A 16,954-nucleotide genomic window follows, 5' to 3' on the forward strand; every position below is an offset into this window, starting at 1 on the left:
TTGGGAACTCGTCAGTAGTCGATCTGAGGCACGCGGAAAGAGCCCTGCAGCGACTTCAGTTCCGCGCGATGAAGTTGCGCGAGCCGCGCGAGCGCCTGCTCACCCGCCTTCTGCAAATGCACTTCGACCTGCCGCCGGTCCGTCTGACTGACCTGGCGCCGCACGAGATCGAGCGCTTCGCACCGCGTGACAAGCGCGACGACCCCGTGGTGGTGCGACTGCAGTCGCTCGGCCAGTTCGCCGATGGTTGCCCAGTCGCGGCCAGGATAGCCGCGAATATGCAGCAGTAGCAGATACTGCAGCGGCGTAACGCCTTCCCCATGGGCGGCCTGTTCAGAGAAGCGCTCAAAGCGCCGCATCTGATACCGAAACGCTGAAAGTTGCTCGAAATCTTTTTTGGTTAAGTCGCGGGTCTCGCCGTGGGCAAGCTCTTTCATCATGGTCTCAAACTCGCAAAGCGCAATTATATGTCACAAAGTGATACGAACAGCCGATTCGCGGCTCGCGTAGAACGGCCCCTGTTTAGGCGGCGTGTCGCTGCGGCAATTGCGTTTGCCGATAGAGACCCGAGATCAGGTCAGCTTGTGTGATCATGCCGACCAGCCGCTCGTGCGGATCGACCACCGGAATGTGATGATGGCCGTAATTGGCGAAGAGCGGCACGAGCTCGGCAATCGGCCTCGCGCTGCTTACCGTGCAGACGTCTGTCGCCATCAATGCGCCGACGAGCCGCGGCGAACCGTCGTTGCCTGCGAACCAGCGGGCCGGGCGCCGCAAGAGTGCCCCCAACGGGCTAGCGGACGCGTCGCGCGCAAGGTCCGCGCGCGTCACGATGCCGACCACACGACCTTGCGCGTCAGCCACCGGCAGAGCCTTCACGGCACGACGGCTTAACAGGTCAGCAGCTGTTGCAGCCGTTGTTGTCGCGAAGATCGAGGCGACCGGATGGGACATGATCTCCCCGCAGGTCAACTCGCCGAAGCCGCGGATGTACGCTTGCAACTGCGCTTCGTTCACGACCGACTCGAAGTCGGCTGGATCGATGTCAAGCATTTCACCGCGCCGCGCCAGCACCAGTTCCAGATCGGCCCGGGTGAAGCCCGGGTTCGTGGCGAGGTTCGAGGCCTGGCTTACCGCATTGCCTTTCAAGCTTTGTCCGGCGACGTGCGGATAGCGGTGGCCTGTCAGCGCATGGAACACGATCGCCGCTGCGAGCAAGGCGAACGACTGAATGAGGATCGGTTCGAACACAAAGCCGAAGCCCAACGAATGAATCGATGGACCGCCAAGGACCGCAGTGAGCGCCACCGCTCCAGACGGCGGGTGCACACACCGCAGTGTGAACATCGCGCAGATCGCCAAAGCGATAGCGAGCGCCGCCGCATCGACGGGGTCGGCGATCCAGGTCGCGCAGGCGACCCCAACCGTTGCCGACACGAGATTTCCGCCGATAATTGACCAGGGCTGCGCAAGCGGACTCGCCGGCACGGCGAAGAGCAGCACGGCAGAGGCGCCCATCGGCGCGACAAGCAACGGAATGCTCGCCGACGACCCAAGCAACAGATGCATCGTGCCGCCAGTGAAGCCGATCCCGATCAGCGCCCCGAGGCAGGAGCGAAGGCGTTCGGGCCATCTGACGGCAACTGACGACGGTGCAAAGCTGACAAGCCAGCCAACAAGTGAAGTGCGACTCAAGTTTACTCAGGCAGAAGTGCAAGCAAAGGGACCCACCTTAGGGGCAACAGCATCAGCCGGCAAAGGAGCCATTAGAAATAAATATATTACAGCATGATATAAAACGCGACTCCCCGCGTCGGGAAAAGCTCAGATTAAGGCTTTGAGCCCATCTGACTACGCGCCGGACGTGCACTATATCATAGTGTGATGTAAAATGAGCGTCTGATGGGTCGGTGGTGCTCTGTGTGCCCGACCAGGAATTGACAGCGAGGAGGAGTGTCATGCTGATCACCTTTCAATCGAAAGCCGCGCCGGATGTCACGATGCTCAAGGACCTGGCGGGCTATCTGCTGGGGCTCGTTGGCAAGCGATTGGACGTGCGAGGCGTCATTACGCGGGAGCAACTACCCGGTGCTATCGAGCGCCTTGAGGCCGCGATCGTCGACGATAAAAACACTGAAGAAGGAAGCGCGCCTTTACATCATACGACGCACGCTAATGCTTACGAGCATCGCGCTGGGCTCTCTCAGCGCGCGTATCCATTTCTGGACATGCTGCGCCAGGCACGCGAACAAGAGGCAGACGTCATCTGGGGACTTTGATGACGCTGTACAGCACTTAAAGAAAAGATGGGACCCTGCGGGAGGAACCTAACGTTGTCGGTCCATGGAGCGGCCATGAAGAGCTTGGCGTTTGCAATGCTTTGGGGCGTTTTCGTCGCCAGTTCGTTCGCTCAGCCGCGACTCGAGGCAACGAGCGCGGTCGCAATCGGCCGTTTTCGTGAAACGACGACCTGCGCGCAATCGACCTGCTGCAACTTTTGCGACTGTTGCCACATTGGCGCAGGCTCAGCAGTGCTGCGGGTCATCGGACCATACGGCAACGTACTGCCGGATCTTATTCATACAGGCTCTTTCACCTTGATAAGGTGGCGTAGTGGCGAGACGAGCCCGAAGGCCGGTGCACACGTTATGTTTGTGTGGCCCTCGGCCTGAATCGTCCAAAGTACTGGCGAAAGAACTGTTGCGAACTCTGCCGTGCCCGATAGGGGATAGAACCCTATATCGAAAGTGGCGTGCGGCCCGTCGCAAAGCGCCGTCCCAAAGCGCCGTCTCATGTCTAACGGAGGTCGCCGACTCCGAAAACCTCGGTATGAATTCGCGATGCGTCGACTCCCAGAGCCCGCAATGCGTCTACCTGCGCGCGCATAAACGGCATGGGTCCGCACACGAAGTACTCCGCATCGCGAAGTAGCACCGCTTCGCGAATCGTTGCGAGGTCAAGGCGTCCGACGAAATTGTAGTCCCTGCCCTGTACGTCGTTCGGCCCGACTTCCTCGTAAAACGTCAGTTTCGAAGCATTCGGGTGATCGGCTATGACGTCGTCGAGCCATTCTCGAAAGGCATGCACTCGTCGGTTGCGACACGCATGGAGGAAGCTAACGCGGCGGGTGGCAGAATCCATGACAATCGTGGCCAGCATCGAAACCATGGGCGTCAGGCCAACACCGCCGCTTATTAATACGACAGGCGTTCGCTTGGTACGCTCCAGGACGAAATCGCCATAGGGCGCGCTCACTTCGACATGTCCGCCAGCGTGCAATTCGTCATGTAACAGAGTGGAGACTCGGCCGGCCGGTTTTGCAGCGTCGCCCTCGCCGGCGGCCTCCCGTTTCACCGATATGCGTAGCCATTTGCCGTGCGGCGCGTCCGACAGAGTGTATTGACGGGGCTGTTCGAGCCCGATATCGCCGACATAGCGCTTGACGCTCACAAACTGGCCCGGCTCGAAAGGAGGAAGCGCCTTGCCGTCGGTGGGAACCAGATAGAACGACGAGATTTCCTCGCTTTCGTCCACTTTGCGCACAACCTCGAACGGACGCCACCCAATCCAGCCACCCGGCTGTGCCGCGCGCTGATTATAGAGCTCCTTTTCGGCGCCAATCATGACGTCCGCGAGCTGCTGGTACGCGGCGGCCCAGGCGTCGCGCATCTCACCGCTGAAGGCGTCACCCAGCGTCTCGCCCATTGCGGCAAGCAGGTGCTCACCCACGATAGGATAGTGCTCCGGCTGCACGCCAAGGCTGGCATGCTTTTGGGATATACGCTTGACGGCTGGTCCGAGCGCGGCGAGATTGTCGATGTTAGAGGCGTATGCCCAAACGGCATGCGCCAGCGCCTCCGACTGTCCACCGGATCGCTGGTTGGCGTGGTTGAAAAGATTTCTGAGCTCGGGGTGATGTTCAAAGAGGCGGTGGTAGAACCGTGTCACCACCGTCATTCCGTGCTCGCTAAGAACTGGCGCGCTCGACTTGATGATCTCGGTCTGCTTTGGGGTCAAGGCCATTGCGAATCTCCTGTGTACGCGCTCGCCCTTGCTATCGCCGTGGCAGTTCGCAGCTCAACTGCGCGAGACGCCCAATGCGCGAGCGCGTCCCACGAATAAGAGCAAGGACAACGCTTCGATTATATTTGAGGCGACGACAAAGCGTAGACGCGCTAGTCGGCGCTCATCGAGTTTGTCATCCAGGGTCCAGGCGTGCTTATAGTAGGGGTCAACGATCCTCGCCTCGGCCTCGCGACCACCGCTCGATATCGGCGAGGAGCTGAAGATATTCATTCAATACGGCGGTGTTACGATCCGATGTGGCAACACCTTGATGCACTTCGGTCCGAAGCCGGCCGAGTTTTTCTAGCAAAATGGACGCAGGTATCGTTTGGACCGTCAGGATTCTGAAGTCCATCCGGATTTCAGCGGCGCTTCGTTGATAGCGATCTCTCATCTTCTCTTCAGGTTCTTTGGGTCATGCGATGCGGTCCAACGGCCCTTGCCTCTTGGCAGCAATGATTTAGCCCACCTTTGCAATAACTACTGGCGCCGAGTGCCGGCCGGCGCCAAGTCGTCTTCGGCAAAACGCCGATCTCGTTTCGCCCAATGCGCACCGACCGAGCGTATCATGGTGTGATACGTTTATTCTAGCGCAGCTAGCCAAGGCGATCATGACCGTATCTTCCAATTTTACAAGGTGGCTGACGGAAGTTTGTCGTGCCGCGGCACAGATTGACTTCGGTCATTCTTTCTACGATGAGACGTGCGAGCCGGCTGTGGACTCAGACCGTGTGGCGCTGCTTCGCGAGCAGCTCGAACAGCAGGTGTTCTTCAGGAGACTGATGGAAATGACCTGCGTGGAGGTGATGCGGGTTCCCGTTATGAGCGTCACTGATGATCAATCGATTGGTAGGGCACTTGCTCTGCTCAATAAGCAGCGAATCAAATTGCTGCCCGTGATCGATGCGAGAGCTCGCCTGATCGGCGTAGTCACGCGCGCGGATCTTCAGCCGCTTCACCCGAGCGTCCGCCAAGGTGCTGTGGAACGCAGCGCGATCGAGGCCGCAGAACGGGAAAGGAGACGGTCACCGGTTCGCAGCGTGATGTCGACTGAAGTGACTACTGTTAATGCGGCGACCAAAGTAGCAGAGGTGATACCCCGATTCACCGCTCGAGGGCATCATCACATCCCAGTGGTGCTCGACGATGCTGAGTTGGTTGGAATGCTCACGCAATCGGATATCGTGGCAATAATGTGCCGAGGGAAGGCGGTCTGACTGCGGTCTGGTATCGAGCCACACGCGCGATCGTCGGTACGGAAGGAGATCCCTTCAAAACAGTGCCGGAATCTGTGAGGGAGGCCTCTGCTAGATCATGGCGAAGCGGTCATAGCGCTTTGCCGCGTCATGGTCATTCGGGGCCTCGTTGTGAGTTACGGGTCTTACAGGTGTCAACGGCGCTTTTGGTCCGACGATCCATTGAACTGGTTCATACAATCAGCGGAATGCGCGACACTGCGTCGAGCATCGATCGACCATCGCGTGTCAGATGAAGTCGCTCGCATCCGGAAGCGAGCGTCTCACGGGTGACGAGATGGCGGCCGAGCAGTGCTTCCAGATCGTCGGCGCTCAGTTCTGACTGATCGGGCGTGTCGCGGACGAGCATGAGAGCAGCGAATTCGTGCAGGCTAAGCAATTTTTGTCTCCCAACAGTAGTCAGTCTAGGTTGTTATTATTTGAAGCACTACCGCAGGTCTCCGAGGCGTCATGCCGACGACTGCGGCAACTCGCCAGATCTGCTGAAACGACCTCAGCCAGTCCTACCGATGACAGGTCCTGGCGATACACCTGTCATGAATCTCGCGAACGAATGAACGACGAAATCAACTGACTTGGAAGTCGATGGAATTCCAACAAGAGATCGCAATCGCGTTCCATTTGCCCGTGCGTGCCCGCCCACGCGATTCCCATAGACGAGCACGTCGACGATCTTGCCTCAATATCTGACAGCGATCTCGACAGCGCGGCAAAGACGCTTATTTTGGCCTCGCCGCCTCGCGCGGGTAGCAAGCCAGACGACGCGGAGATACATTAGCAGCCGTTCATGAGAATGGTGTGCAGGAGGGCGATGTCTTGCCTCGCACGGCCAGATGGAAAACGCCAACTGACCGGTGCGCCGACGCAGGCATATGTCGTCATCCTGATTCATCAACGCGATACTTCTCCCGAGTCAATTGCGCACATATGCCGCAGCATCAAGCTCTGCGGCGTCTCGTTAGCACTCAGCCCGCACCGGCGGTGAGGAGTCGCTGAGCTGGGGTGGCAGCCTGTCCGGGTCGGGCCGTGCTAGCTCTGCAAACCTGCCATGCTCTTGCGCAACTACGAGAGCGGACAACGGCATGCAGCATGCAAAGGCGTACGTGGCTGCGGCACCGGCGCCGATCAAACTTAGAGCAGCCGCTGAGATCGATAGATAGTCCATTTGTGCCTCCGTTCGCTAAGAACTGTTCAAATTATGTATCACGACATGATGTAATGCAACCTGGTATGTAGTTACCTATCGTGCGTGGACGCCCGTAGCGATCATCCCTCGCACGTATCTGGACGTTGTTAAGCTGAATGCTATTGATTTCGCAACACGTACTTGTATGCCTTCGACGTAAGCCGGAGACGGGGCCGCTGAGCACCAAATTTTGGAGTTTTTCGCGATTGCGGCCTCTCCTTTAAGATTGAGCTGATTGAGCCGGGTCATCGCGTCCTCGCCGTCCTTCCATTTGTCGGGCATCGCAACGTGGTGGGGGTCTCACAGCTGTAGTGCGTCGACAATGTGCAGGAGTTCGTTAAAGCGTTAAAGCTGCTGCTGATGCTCAATCCCTACCCAAGCGCCACGCCGCGTAGAGGCATCGCACTACAAATCGAGGCCAGTGCTACTTGGGTAAATGTTGTTCATCTCGCTGAGCTCGTGGGTCCGTCGTCCGTCGATGAACGGCGGACGTGCTCTGCCGTCTGCTTCGAGGCCAGCCTTTTTGGTGTAAAGGCGGGAAAATCAATAAATGTAACGGCGCGACCACGGGAGGGTGGCTGCACTGCGGCCTGCCTTGCGGCCAACGATCTGGAAGATGGCAACCTCGTCGTTCTCGAACGCATAGGCGCAGCCGGCGAGATAAATGCGCCAGATCCGATACTTCTCCTCGTCGACGAGCGCGTGCAGTCTCGTACTTTGTGCTTCATAGTTGTCGCTCCATATACGAAGCGTTCTGGCATAGTGACGGCGGAGGTTTTCCACGTCGAACGCTTCCAGTCCACCGCGTTGCATGGCGTTCAGCGCGAGGCTGATGTGGGGCAAGTCGCCGTTCGGAAACACGTACTTTTCGATGAACAGGCTGCCGTGTGAGGTTTCGTCACCGCCAGGGTCCGTCGAAGTAATCCCGTGATTCATGATGACACCATCGTCGGCCAGTAGGCTTTGAACGCGCGCAAAGTACCCTGACAGATTCGCTCGTCCCACGTGCTCGAACATGCCAACGCTTGTGATCCGGTCGAACCGTCCGTCAACGTCGCGATAGTCCTGCAGACGAATCTCGATGCGGTCCGCGAGGCCGGCGGCTTTCACGCATTCGTTAGCCCAGTCGTATTGGTTTCTGGACAGCGTAATCCCGACGCAACGCGCGCCGAATTTCTGCGCGGCTCGAATCACGAGCGCACCCCAGCCGCAGCCGATGTCGAGCAGTGTGTGCCCCGGCTGGAGCTGGATCTTGGTCAAGATATGATCGATTTTTTTCTGTTGCGCGGTTGCGAGATCTTCATTGCCATTTTCAAAATAAGCGCACGAGTAGACCATCCCGGGGTCGAGCCACAATCCATAGAAATCGTTCGAAACATCGTAGTGGTACTGGATCGATTGCTTGTCCGACGCCCTCGAGTGCGTGACACGCCGCGCAAGACGCTGCAACTTGCCCGGCGCATTGGCGACGGTTTGGGCAAGCCCGTAACTGATCTCAATGATATCGCTCAGCTTTCCTTCGACGTCGATTTTTTCCTGAACGTACGCGACGCCGAGATTATCGAGGTTCGGGTCGAGCAACAGTGGCATCGCCGCGGGCGACTTCACGTGCAAGGTGACGGCCGGCTGCCTGAAGTCGCCAAGGTCAAACGACTGACCATCCCACAGTGCCAGCCGTGCTGGCATGTTGACGCCGGCGCGCACTTCGGCAGCCCATTGCGCCAGCCGTTTATCCCAAAGCATCTGATCCTCCGTCATTTCGGTGGTCAAGCGAGTCCTGCTTCGCAAGGTCGCTATGCGCTGCCTGGCGGAGCGCCGCCAGTCGCAGCCTCGAGTTGTCTCTCGACGAGCCTAATGTTTTCTTGGTGCGACGCTAGCATCGCGGTGAGTTCGGCGCGGAGTTGTTTTTCGTCGACGCCGGGCAGCAGCGCATGGAGCTTGCGGACGACCCACGCCTGGCCTCGATTTAGGAATGCCATGCGCTGCCACAGATCTGCGACGGCCATAGCTTTCTCATAAAAGGCACCGGTGCGCCGCGATGGCGACCCGTCCAGCGACTGAATCGCCTTTGTCAGCACGCCGCACCAGCGCGCCTCGTCTTGCCGGACGGCGATCATCATCTGCTTTAGTGATGGTTCGGCGATTTCAACGACCATTTGAGACGCCACCCGTGCGCCGGCGCGCTCGGCCTCCAGCAGTTCGTTCAGTGTCGCCAGTAGCGCGTGACGGCCAGTGGTTCTATGTCGCTCGTCACCCATGTGCTCCGACAGGGCAATGGCTGATTCCTTCCTGTCGAGCACGGATGCAACGCCTGGGTCGAGAAGCGCGCCGGCCTGCAAGACGATCTGGTGTAGGCGCGTAGCTGCTCCCGTTATGTCGCTGATGCGTTCCGCGCCCTTTCCGGCGTACAGTGCCATTGCTTCGAAGTCGCCCGTCATTGAACGCAGTGGCGAATCGGTGCTAAACAGATAGATCGGCCGTCCTTCCTCTTCGCCGATCACTGTGCTTTCCGTGCCGTTCGTGCCGCAAGCGCCGAAGGGGTCGCCGCGCTCCCCGCGCGTGACGCTATTGGCCAGCACGCGCACCCGAGCGCCCTTGGGCCAGTTGATATGAAACGAGTCCGTCAGAAGTGTCTCGTGCTCGCCCGCATCGACAATGCGCTGCTTGTGGTAACTGTGCGCAAAGGACTCGCGAGTCGGAATCATCGCTGTGCCGAGGACGACGCCCTGCGCGCCGAGGGAGAGGGCGGTCGCGACATCTGCGCCTTCGGTGATGCCGCCGGCCGCGAGGACAGGAAGCCGCGTGCCCGCGACGACCTCTGGCAGCAGCACCGCCAGGGGTTGGGTGCCACGCACGTGCCCGCCAGCCTCTCGGCCTTGGACAATCAGGAAATTTACGCCCGCGGCTTCGGCCGAGCGTGCCTCTCCGATCGAGCCGATCTGATAGGCGACCGTAATGCCGGCATCGCGCAGCCGCCGGACAATCGCGGGAATGACGTCCCAAAAAAGCGACACGACCGGGACGCCTATTTCGATGCAAGTAGCAATTTGAGCGTCGAGCAAACCGACGGGCGTCGCAGCCGGAATCAGGTTGACGCCGAACTTGCGATCTGTGCCGGCGCGAACTTCTCGGACTTCCTTCAAAATCAGAGAGGTCGGCTCACGCACCATGCCTAGAAAGCCGAAGCCGCCGGCAACCGTCACCGCAGTGACAAGCTCCGCGCGTGAGACGCCGCCCATGCCGGCGAGCACGACGGGCCACGTGCAGCCAAGAAGGTCGCACATGGGACGATGGAGCGTGTTTGCGTACCGATGAAGGTCAGAAGACAGATCGAGCGCAATCGACATAACACTCCTTTCCCTGTGCGGATACCGGGCCCCGCTGGGGCCACAGATGCAATGGCGTCTAGAAAAAGACGGCTTCGGCTCCGGCGCGCCGGTCATACATTGGACAAATGTTCGGGCTTACCGCGCTCGCGCGGGCAAGATCGAGCGTCGTCTTGTTGGCTGTGAGGTCGACTTCTTGTCGACGTTCTCCAGATACATTGTTAGGATCGTTCGCCGACAACTGCCCCGCGGGAAAGGATGCTCTTGCTCGACGCATGCCCTTCATGTGGATAGTAAGGATGCCTTTGGCGCGAGCGCCGGTGGTTCTGCGGGCCCCCTTCAAGCGGCTAAACTTATTCTCGCACCCGCGTTGTCAACACACCAATGCATTATGATTAAAAATGTGAGCAAAATAATTGATATGAAAGTCAATGGACATCACACTGGCGCGTACATTTTTGGAAGTGTCGGCAAGCGGTAGCTTCGTGCTGGCGGCGCAGCGTATGCACTTGACGCAAACAGCAGTGAGTGCTCGGATCAGAACATTGGAAGAACAACTCGGACGTCGACTGTTCGTTCGAAATAAGGCCGGCGCACGGCTGACCGCTGCCGGTGAACGATTTGTTCGTCACGCGACGACTTTGATTCAGGTGTGGGAGCAAGCGCGGCAGCACGTGGCGCTTCCAGCCGGACGCGAGGAAGGTGTGAGCCTCGGTGCCGAACTCAGCTTGTGGCAGCCGTTGCTGGCGGACTGGCTCGTCTGGATGCACCGCGCCTGCCCAGAGGTGGCACTGCGCGCGGAAGTCGATAGTCCCACGCGCCTGCTCGATCGCGTGCACGAGGGATCGCTCGATCTGGCGGTTCTTTATAATCCGCCGCAGCGTCCCGACCTCGTTTCGGAACTGCTTTTCGAAGAAAAGCTCGTCATGGTCACGAGCGCGTCCGACGGCACGATGCAGCCGAATCAATATATCTACGTCGACTGGGGGTCCAGTTTCGTCGCGAACCATCAAGCCGCGTTTCCGGAACTTAGTAGCCCGCCCGTATCCATTTCGCTTGGTCCGCTTGCTTTGACTTATTTGCTGACCGTCGGAGGCTCCGGCTATTTCCGCAGCGGCACGGTTCAACCTTTTCTGGTGGAGGGGAGGCTGCGACAAGTCGCCAACGCGCCGGAGTTTTCGTGGTCGGCGTACACGGTGTATCGCACACGTCGTGAGGGGCATGTGATCGAGCGCGTGCGGCAGGGCCTGCATGTGGTCGCGGCGGCTCAAGACACATCTGGGCACGGTTCAAGTCTCCGATCGCCTAGAGCGAAAAAGAAACCGAAGCGCTAGCGGCACGCGGATCAGCCTGTGAGAGCCGGTTGATGGAAAAACTCAAAGCTTGCAATGTGCTTTCGAACGCACTTTAACGAGCGCTTCGCTTGCGCCGCCGCAGTGCTGCAGTATCGGTCGGTCAAGGGGCCATCTTGCAAATACCCGTGCACGCGAAGACAACCTAGGCCCGACGCCGAATTTTCGGGCGTCGTATGCACGTCCACCCCGTCGCAAGGATGCAGGTTTTGCAAACTTAGCACATAGGATATGGCGTTGATCCGAGGCAGGCAGGCGCCCAGCCAGAATTCCTTTAAGCATGTGCCAGTGGTCCGGCGGCCTCCTAAACGAATTGGCCGCCCCTGTAAGACTAAGTGCGCGGCTGTACGGCGGAACGTTCTCGGCAAGCGCATCGTGCCGCGCCGATCCCTCATAGCAAAGGTCTTCCACGTCAGTGTGGTCTTACTGCGAAGGGCAACTGCGTGGTCAGAGCGTTCCATTGCGCTGAAACGGCAACGAACACGAACCGCCCACGGCGCATTTTTTTCGTGCGGAAAGGGAATGGGAATTGCTCATGGGAAGGCAAACGTTCACCCAAACCGCGAGGCAAATGACATGGCCGAATCCGACAGCGGCGCCCGAAAGAGCGCTGCGTATCCATATTCGTCCGGCGGGTGGGGTTCTCTCAGAGCAGTTGCCGGCGTGTTAGCTCAGGAGAAAGTGCCGCTTAAGAAGAGCTCGGTGCTACTGAAACAGAACAAGCCCGACGGCTTCGCTTGCGTCAGCTGCTCCTGGGCCAAGCCCGCCGATCCGCACGTCTTCGAATTCTGCGAAAGTGGCGCGAAGGCGACTGCATGGGACCTGACCGCGAAGCGCATGACGCCGCAATTCTTCGAGCTTCATACGGTGACACAGCTGTGCGCATGGCACGATCACGACCTCGAAGAGGCGGGGCGTCTTACCGCGCCATTGCGGTACGATGCCGACACCGACAAGTACCTGAGCGTAAGTTGGGAAGAAGCGTTCGAAGAGATCGGACGCGAATTAGGCGCGCTCGACCCCAAGCGCGTCGTGTTTTACACTTCAGGCCGCGCCTCACTCGAGACGTCGTACATGTATCAGTTGTTCGCGCGCATGTACGGCACGAATAATCTGCCAGACAGTTCAAACATGTGCCACGAGAGTTCGAGCGTCGGGCTGAAGGAGGCGATCGGGGCGGGTGTCGGCACTATCACGCTCGACGACTTCGAGAAGACGGATTTAATGTTTTTCTTCGGACAGAACGTGGGAACGAACAGTCCACGCATGCTCCACCAGTTACAGGACGCGAGAAAGCGGGGCGTACCGATCATTACGTTCAATCCGCTGCGCGAGCCAGGGCTGCTGCAATTTGTAAATCCGCAATCACCGGTCGAGATGTTGACACCCGCTCACACTGTGATCAGCACGCAATATCACCAGGTGAAGACGGGCGGTGATACGGCGGCGATACTTGGCATTTGCAAAGCTGTGATCCACGCCGATGATCGCGCGATCGAACGCGGCGAGTCGCGACTGCTCGATGTCGACTTCATCGAGCAGCACACCGCGGGCTTCCCGGCCTTCGCCGAGTACCTCCGCGCAGTGTCGTGGGACGATATTGAGCGGGTGGCCGGCCTGTCTCGCGGGGATCTCGAAGCCGCTGCCGAAGAGTACATGCGCGCTAACGCAGTGATCATCCACTACGGCATGGGCCTTACCCAGCACCGGCAGGGCGTGCAGAACGTCAGAATGCTGTGCAATTTACTTTTTCTGCGGGGCAACATCGGCAAACCGGGCGCTGGGCCGTCGCCCGTGCGGGGACATTCAAATGTACAAGGGCAGCGCACGGTAGGCATCACGGAGAAGCCGGAACTTGCCCCGCTTGACAAACTTGCGAGCCAGTTTGGCTTCGATCCGCCGCGCGACAAAGGAATGAATGTCGTCGAGGCATTCGAGGCAATGATCGAAGGCAAGGTGAGCGCAGTGGTTAATCTCGGCGGCAATCTTGTGCGTTCGGTCCCGGACCGCTTACGTATCGAACCCGCCTGGCAAAACCTCACGCTGAGTGTGAACGTCGCAACGAAGCTCAATCGCAGCCATCTCATACACGGCAAGAAGTCGTACATTTTGCCGTGCCTGAGCCGCATCGAAGTCGATACTCAAGCGAGTGGTGCGCAGGCGGTGTCGATGGAGGACAGCACAGGCTGCATTCACGGCTCGCGCGGCGTGGCCGAACCGGCTTCGGCCGACGCGCGATCTGAGCCGTTTATCATCGCGGAACTGGCGAAGCACACCCTCGGCGAGCGCTCGACTATTGACTGGGACCGTTGGCGCAACGATTATGCGCATGTCCGCGATCACATCGCAGAGACGTATCCCGAAACCTTCCACGACTTCAATGCAAGGATGTGGACACCCGGCGGGTTTCCACGAGCTTTGCCTGCGCGCGAGCGTAAATGGCAGACAAAAAGCGGGAAGGCGGAGTTTTGCGTTCCGGAGTCAATCGGCGAGGACCCGGACATGCCCGAACGCGATCCGCGGTCGCTGCGGCTCATGACACTGCGTAGCGACAGCCAGTTCAACACGACAATCTACAAGCTCGACGATCGCTTTCGCGGCATCAGCGGCAATCGTATGGTAATTCTTATTTCCAAGGGGGATATGGAGCGCCATGGACTTGCGAAAGGCGATCACATAACCTTGCAAACAATCGCGGAGGATGGTTTCGAGCGGCGCGTAGCCGGCCTGCGCATCGAGCCATACGACATACCGGCCGGCTGCATCGCCGGATATTATCCCGAGTGCAATCCGCTATTGCCGCTATGGCATTATGCGAAGGAGAGCAAGGTGCCCGGCGCTAAGTCGATTCCTGTGCATATCGTCGAGGTGAACGGCACGCCACGCGACCGTTGACGCATGGGTCCAATCGCTAGCCTCACGCATAACGCCGTCCACGGCGTGACGAGGGAGGCCGCAAACAATGCACAAGGGCAAACGCACCCACTGTCAAGACGGCAAGTGACGCGATGGGAAACGTGCCTACCGTGTTGGCCGCGATCGTGGCTGGACGCTTCTGAGCGAGCAGTTGTAGTCGGCGCTTGGTCATGCGGTGCCCCAGTTGAGCGAGCTGGGAGGCTAACGCACGCTCGGCTGTGGGCAGCAGCGTCGTTTCTTCATCGGCGACGTGGTGAATTACTCCACGCATCAGCTGCATAAAACGCGCGTCGTAGGCGGCGTCCTCCGGACCCATGGCGCGTAGTTTCCCTATCTCCTCTCTCATTTTGTCATGCTCGGGCTTGCTTTTCGCGAGCGTGTCGTCGCCGGGCATTGCGTTGGCTAGCGCCGGGTAGAAAACTTCTTCCTCTAATTGTGCATGGATTTCCAAGGCCGTGCAGGCAAGCTCGACGATGGCCCGCTTTCTCCACCATGGGCTATCGGCATGGTACCGATGAAAAGCCGCTAGGACGTGGGTGTGATCCATGCGAATCATCGTCGTGATCGAAGGTGAGGCTGATTGAATATTCATGAAGACTCCTTTTTCCTTCTGTGCGATGTGCTTCGAATCATAAACTTGTCTCGCGTCGGGAAAGCGATGCGGACGCCCAGCATTAGCTGCCTGTCTTGAGCGGATTCCACCCTCGAAAAGCCTTTGCGGTTCGTCGGAGTACCAGCACGGATCATTCCGCGAGGAGCGCCACACTTGCTTACTTATGCAGCGTGCGGCGCAATGAAATGACGTCGTTCGTCGTGATCGTCGCGCATCGTTGCCCCGCGGACGACCTCACACAGTGAGCGCCTGTGCGATCTGCGCATTTGTCAGCCGCGTGCAAACCGAGGTCGGCTAGCGAGGCGGACCGTGAATTGTCGCAGGACCGCCGCGGCCCTCAACGACGAGCCGAACCACGTGGGGCCAAAGAGTAAGGTCGGCGGCCATCAACTAACCAGCAACAGACTTCACCATTTCCCTGTCGTTCAGGGTATTCGCTTTCGCTTAGAATACAGCTTACCCCGGTGTATTTGAGGCGGAAGTCATGGCGCTCCCTTTCTACACGGTCGGACACTCGACGCGATCACTCGAGGATTTTGTCGCCGTCTTGGATGCGGCGGAAGTCAACGAGGTTATCGATATTCGAACCGTACCTCGGTCAAGGACAAATCCACAATTTAATGCAGACGTGATTCTTGGTCTGCTGGCGCCGCATCACATCGGCTACGAAAGGATTCCAGAACTTGGTGGCCTTCGCAGTAAGGCGAAAAATGTTTCTCCCGATGTGAACGGTTTTTGGGAGAATCGTAGTTTTCACAATTACGCGGATTACGCGCTATCGGAACCTTTCCGGGCGGGCCTTGAGCGACTCATACAATCCGGACGCAAGATGCCGTGCGTTGTGATGTGCTCAGAAGCAGTTTGGTGGCGTTGTCACCGACGGATTGTCACTGATTATTTACTTGCTCGCGGCGAGGCGGTGTTTCATTTGATGGGAAGTAATAGAGTAGACGAGGCGCACTTGACCCGAGGCGCATCAGTTATATCGCCCACGACAGTCTTATACCCGCGCAAAACATCGAACCATAATGCAAGCGCGCCGCGATGACGCGAAGCGGTGGTGTGGATCCTTATTTGGTTGTCTACAGTCCGCCAGGTCGTCGTTCCCGTAGCATCGTGACGACTAGAGGGGGTGCCTTGTGTGATAGTCGTTGATCCGGGCGGCTAATAGCCAAGCTCGTCGATCGGCGAAAGCACAGCCCCTCCGTGCGACGCCTACCAGTCGGCCGCACGCTGCCGCGTTGTCTCGGGCACGCCCATTTCCTGCGTGCCTCTATCACGGGGCGTTTCAAAGAGGGTCAAAGTATTTAGCCTCTGGATCTGCGCTTAAAAGATCTTCAACGATGTGTCGCGCGGCAGAGTACCCCGCCATTAACGCATCCCCCTCGGTCGCAAAAAGTCTTCCGCCGGTATCTCCGAGACGCAATGGAGAAAAAGTCGCGACCGTCCCTCCAGTTCGTCCGATCTTGACGATCACTACGTAGGCAACTGTTGTTCGCTCGTTCTTTGGAACCGAAGTGAAATTAGATTGGACTGCAACTTCCAGTGTGAACCCTTTGTACTCGTATGCTCGGATCATCATTTCATCCTTTGAAGCGGATACTGTAACTGCAAAGACGACCAAATTCCGAAGGTTCTCAATGTCATCGGTGCACCCGCGCCCGCCCGTGCACAAGCCCGCTGCCCACACTGGCGTGTGAATAGCCCCTTCCGGGTGCCGGACTTACACGCCGGCTCCCCGCGAGGCTTTGCATACGGCCTTGACGCGCCGTTTGGGCTTGCCTTGACAAAAAAACTAAGCTACAGCCGCCCAGGTGTTCTCCGCTCGGGACGTAAGGGACAGTGAGGCAACGGGCCGTCACGATAAGCACACACCAGCTCAACGCGTTATCTACGTAGCGCGGCGAATCGACGTTGCGGTGGATCGCTTTGTTCGGGCGTCGACATTGACCGAAAAACAAAAGCCGTGACGATGGGCCGAAGCACGGGCGCAGGCAGCCGTCTTGGAAATGAGGCGGGCGCGATTCTGACTTCTGCAAAGTGATCCCGGCCCACGCCGATCCTGGCCCGACGTGTGCCGACTGGAAACTGAAGTTCCGGAGTTAAAAAGACAAAATCTGTTGCCACATTAGCAGTTACCCTTATATGGCTGCTTGCCTACATCCCCGGCGGTCGGTCAAATTCCCCCATGTATGGTCACCTCAAAATCCCCCAGGTAACGATCGCCGGCTGAGCGGTCC

General features: G+C 58.6%; 13 protein-coding genes. 5 read left to right on the plus strand and 8 right to left on the minus strand.

Going from position 1 to position 16,954, the window contains the following annotated elements; translation table 11 throughout:
- Positions 1-11: 11 nt before the first annotated feature.
- Both AWB66_RS28320 and AWB66_RS28325 read right to left on the minus strand, forming a co-directional pair.
- Positions 12-437 (minus strand): MarR family winged helix-turn-helix transcriptional regulator, encoded by a 426-nt coding sequence (locus tag AWB66_RS28320; RefSeq protein ID WP_087633378.1) that lies wholly within the window; start codon positions 435-437, stop codon positions 12-14.
- Positions 438-522: 85 nt separating this feature from the next.
- Positions 523-1,695 carry an HPP family protein gene (locus tag AWB66_RS28325; protein WP_087633379.1) on the minus strand — a complete coding sequence of 391 codons (1,173 nt, stop codon included), beginning with the start codon at positions 1,693-1,695 and terminating at the stop codon, positions 523-525.
- 263 nt (positions 1,696-1,958) lie between these two features.
- Here AWB66_RS28325 and AWB66_RS28330 point away from each other — a divergent pair, with 263 nt between their 5' ends.
- Complete coding sequence (locus tag AWB66_RS28330; RefSeq protein ID WP_087633380.1) at positions 1,959-2,279, plus strand: DUF1840 domain-containing protein; 321 nt, start codon at positions 1,959-1,961, stop codon at positions 2,277-2,279.
- Positions 2,280-2,796: 517 nt separating this feature from the next.
- Here the strand turns inward: AWB66_RS28330 and hmpA are convergent.
- Positions 2,797-4,023 carry an NO-inducible flavohemoprotein gene (hmpA, locus tag AWB66_RS28335; protein WP_087633381.1) on the minus strand — a complete coding sequence of 409 codons (1,227 nt, stop codon included), beginning with the start codon at positions 4,021-4,023 and terminating at the stop codon, positions 2,797-2,799.
- 653 nt (positions 4,024-4,676) lie between these two features.
- On the opposite strand from hmpA, the gene AWB66_RS28340 reads away from it, so the two are divergent.
- Positions 4,677-5,282 (plus strand): CBS domain-containing protein, encoded by a 606-nt coding sequence (locus AWB66_RS28340; protein ID WP_087633382.1) that lies wholly within the window; start codon positions 4,677-4,679, stop codon positions 5,280-5,282.
- A 211-nt stretch (positions 5,283-5,493) separates the two neighbouring features.
- Here the strand turns inward: AWB66_RS28340 and AWB66_RS28345 are convergent, their stop codons facing one another.
- From AWB66_RS28345 to AWB66_RS28355, 3 genes are all read right to left on the minus strand, one after another.
- Positions 5,494-5,670: a hypothetical protein gene (locus tag AWB66_RS28345; RefSeq protein WP_327355613.1), complete on the minus strand. Its 177-nt coding sequence runs from the start codon at positions 5,668-5,670 to the stop codon at positions 5,494-5,496.
- A gap of 1,380 nt (positions 5,671-7,050) precedes the next feature.
- A complete protein-coding gene (locus tag AWB66_RS28350; RefSeq protein ID WP_087633392.1) occupies positions 7,051-8,250 on the minus strand; it encodes an SAM-dependent methyltransferase in 1,200 nt (399 codons plus the stop codon).
- Between the two features lie 50 nt (positions 8,251-8,300).
- The gene (locus tag AWB66_RS28355; protein ID WP_087633384.1) at positions 8,301-9,854 is read right to left on the minus strand and encodes a DUF6306 domain-containing protein; all 1,554 of its coding nucleotides are present in this window, start codon (positions 9,852-9,854) and stop codon (positions 8,301-8,303) included.
- A gap of 410 nt (positions 9,855-10,264) precedes the next feature.
- On the opposite strand from AWB66_RS28355, the gene AWB66_RS28360 reads away from it, so the two are divergent.
- Together AWB66_RS28360 and AWB66_RS28365 are read left to right on the plus strand one after the other, a co-directional pair.
- Complete coding sequence (locus tag AWB66_RS28360) at positions 10,265-11,167, plus strand: LysR family transcriptional regulator (RefSeq protein WP_087633385.1); 903 nt, start codon at positions 10,265-10,267, stop codon at positions 11,165-11,167.
- A gap of 594 nt (positions 11,168-11,761) precedes the next feature.
- Complete coding sequence (locus AWB66_RS28365) at positions 11,762-14,080, plus strand: FdhF/YdeP family oxidoreductase (RefSeq protein WP_087633386.1); 2,319 nt, start codon at positions 11,762-11,764, stop codon at positions 14,078-14,080.
- A 22-nt stretch (positions 14,081-14,102) separates the two neighbouring features.
- Here AWB66_RS28365 and AWB66_RS28370 read toward each other — a convergent pair whose 3' ends face one another.
- Entirely contained in the window at positions 14,103-14,693 is a 591-nt protein-coding gene (locus AWB66_RS28370; protein ID WP_087633387.1) for a hemerythrin domain-containing protein, read from the minus strand.
- Positions 14,694-15,198: 505 nt separating this feature from the next.
- Between AWB66_RS28370 and AWB66_RS28375 the strand changes: the two genes are divergently transcribed.
- Positions 15,199-15,762: a DUF488 domain-containing protein gene (locus AWB66_RS28375; protein ID WP_087633388.1), complete on the plus strand. Its 564-nt coding sequence runs from the start codon at positions 15,199-15,201 to the stop codon at positions 15,760-15,762.
- 240 nt (positions 15,763-16,002) lie between these two features.
- Here AWB66_RS28375 and AWB66_RS33520 read toward each other — a convergent pair whose 3' ends face one another.
- Positions 16,003-16,296 carry a hypothetical protein gene (locus AWB66_RS33520; RefSeq protein WP_125477775.1) on the minus strand — a complete coding sequence of 98 codons (294 nt, stop codon included), beginning with the start codon at positions 16,294-16,296 and terminating at the stop codon, positions 16,003-16,005.
- Between the last annotated feature and the right edge of the window lie 658 nt (positions 16,297-16,954).

The organism is Caballeronia telluris, assembly GCF_001544495.1.
GTDB lineage: Bacteria > Pseudomonadota > Gammaproteobacteria > Burkholderiales > Burkholderiaceae > Caballeronia > Caballeronia telluris.

What these genes read in the sequence shown, in the direction of transcription:
- AWB66_RS28350 (WP_087633392.1), bottom strand. Translation starts at nt 8,250, where the DNA reads ATGCTTTGGGATAAACGGCTGGCGCAATGGGCTGCCGAAGTGCGCGCC.
- AWB66_RS28375 (WP_087633388.1), top strand. Translation starts at nt 15,199, where the DNA reads ATGGCGCTCCCTTTCTACACGGTCGGACACTCGACGCGATCACTCGAG.
- AWB66_RS33520 (WP_125477775.1), bottom strand. Translation starts at nt 16,296, where the DNA reads ATGATGATCCGAGCATACGAGTACAAAGGGTTCACACTGGAAGTTGCA.
- AWB66_RS28340 (WP_087633382.1), top strand. Translation starts at nt 4,677, where the DNA reads ATGACCGTATCTTCCAATTTTACAAGGTGGCTGACGGAAGTTTGTCGT.
- AWB66_RS28370 (WP_087633387.1), bottom strand. Translation starts at nt 14,693, where the DNA reads ATGAATATTCAATCAGCCTCACCTTCGATCACGACGATGATTCGCATG.
- hmpA (WP_087633381.1), bottom strand. Translation starts at nt 4,023, where the DNA reads ATGGCCTTGACCCCAAAGCAGACCGAGATCATCAAGTCGAGCGCGCCA.
- AWB66_RS28365 (WP_087633386.1), top strand. Translation starts at nt 11,762, where the DNA reads ATGGCCGAATCCGACAGCGGCGCCCGAAAGAGCGCTGCGTATCCATAT.
- AWB66_RS28360 (WP_087633385.1), top strand. Translation starts at nt 10,265, where the DNA reads ATGGACATCACACTGGCGCGTACATTTTTGGAAGTGTCGGCAAGCGGT.
- AWB66_RS28320 (WP_087633378.1), bottom strand. Translation starts at nt 437, where the DNA reads ATGAAAGAGCTTGCCCACGGCGAGACCCGCGACTTAACCAAAAAAGAT.
- AWB66_RS28330 (WP_087633380.1), top strand. Translation starts at nt 1,959, where the DNA reads ATGCTGATCACCTTTCAATCGAAAGCCGCGCCGGATGTCACGATGCTC.
- AWB66_RS28345 (WP_327355613.1), bottom strand. Translation starts at nt 5,670, where the DNA reads ATGCTCGTCCGCGACACGCCCGATCAGTCAGAACTGAGCGCCGACGAT.
- AWB66_RS28355 (WP_087633384.1), bottom strand. Translation starts at nt 9,854, where the DNA reads ATGTCGATTGCGCTCGATCTGTCTTCTGACCTTCATCGGTACGCAAAC.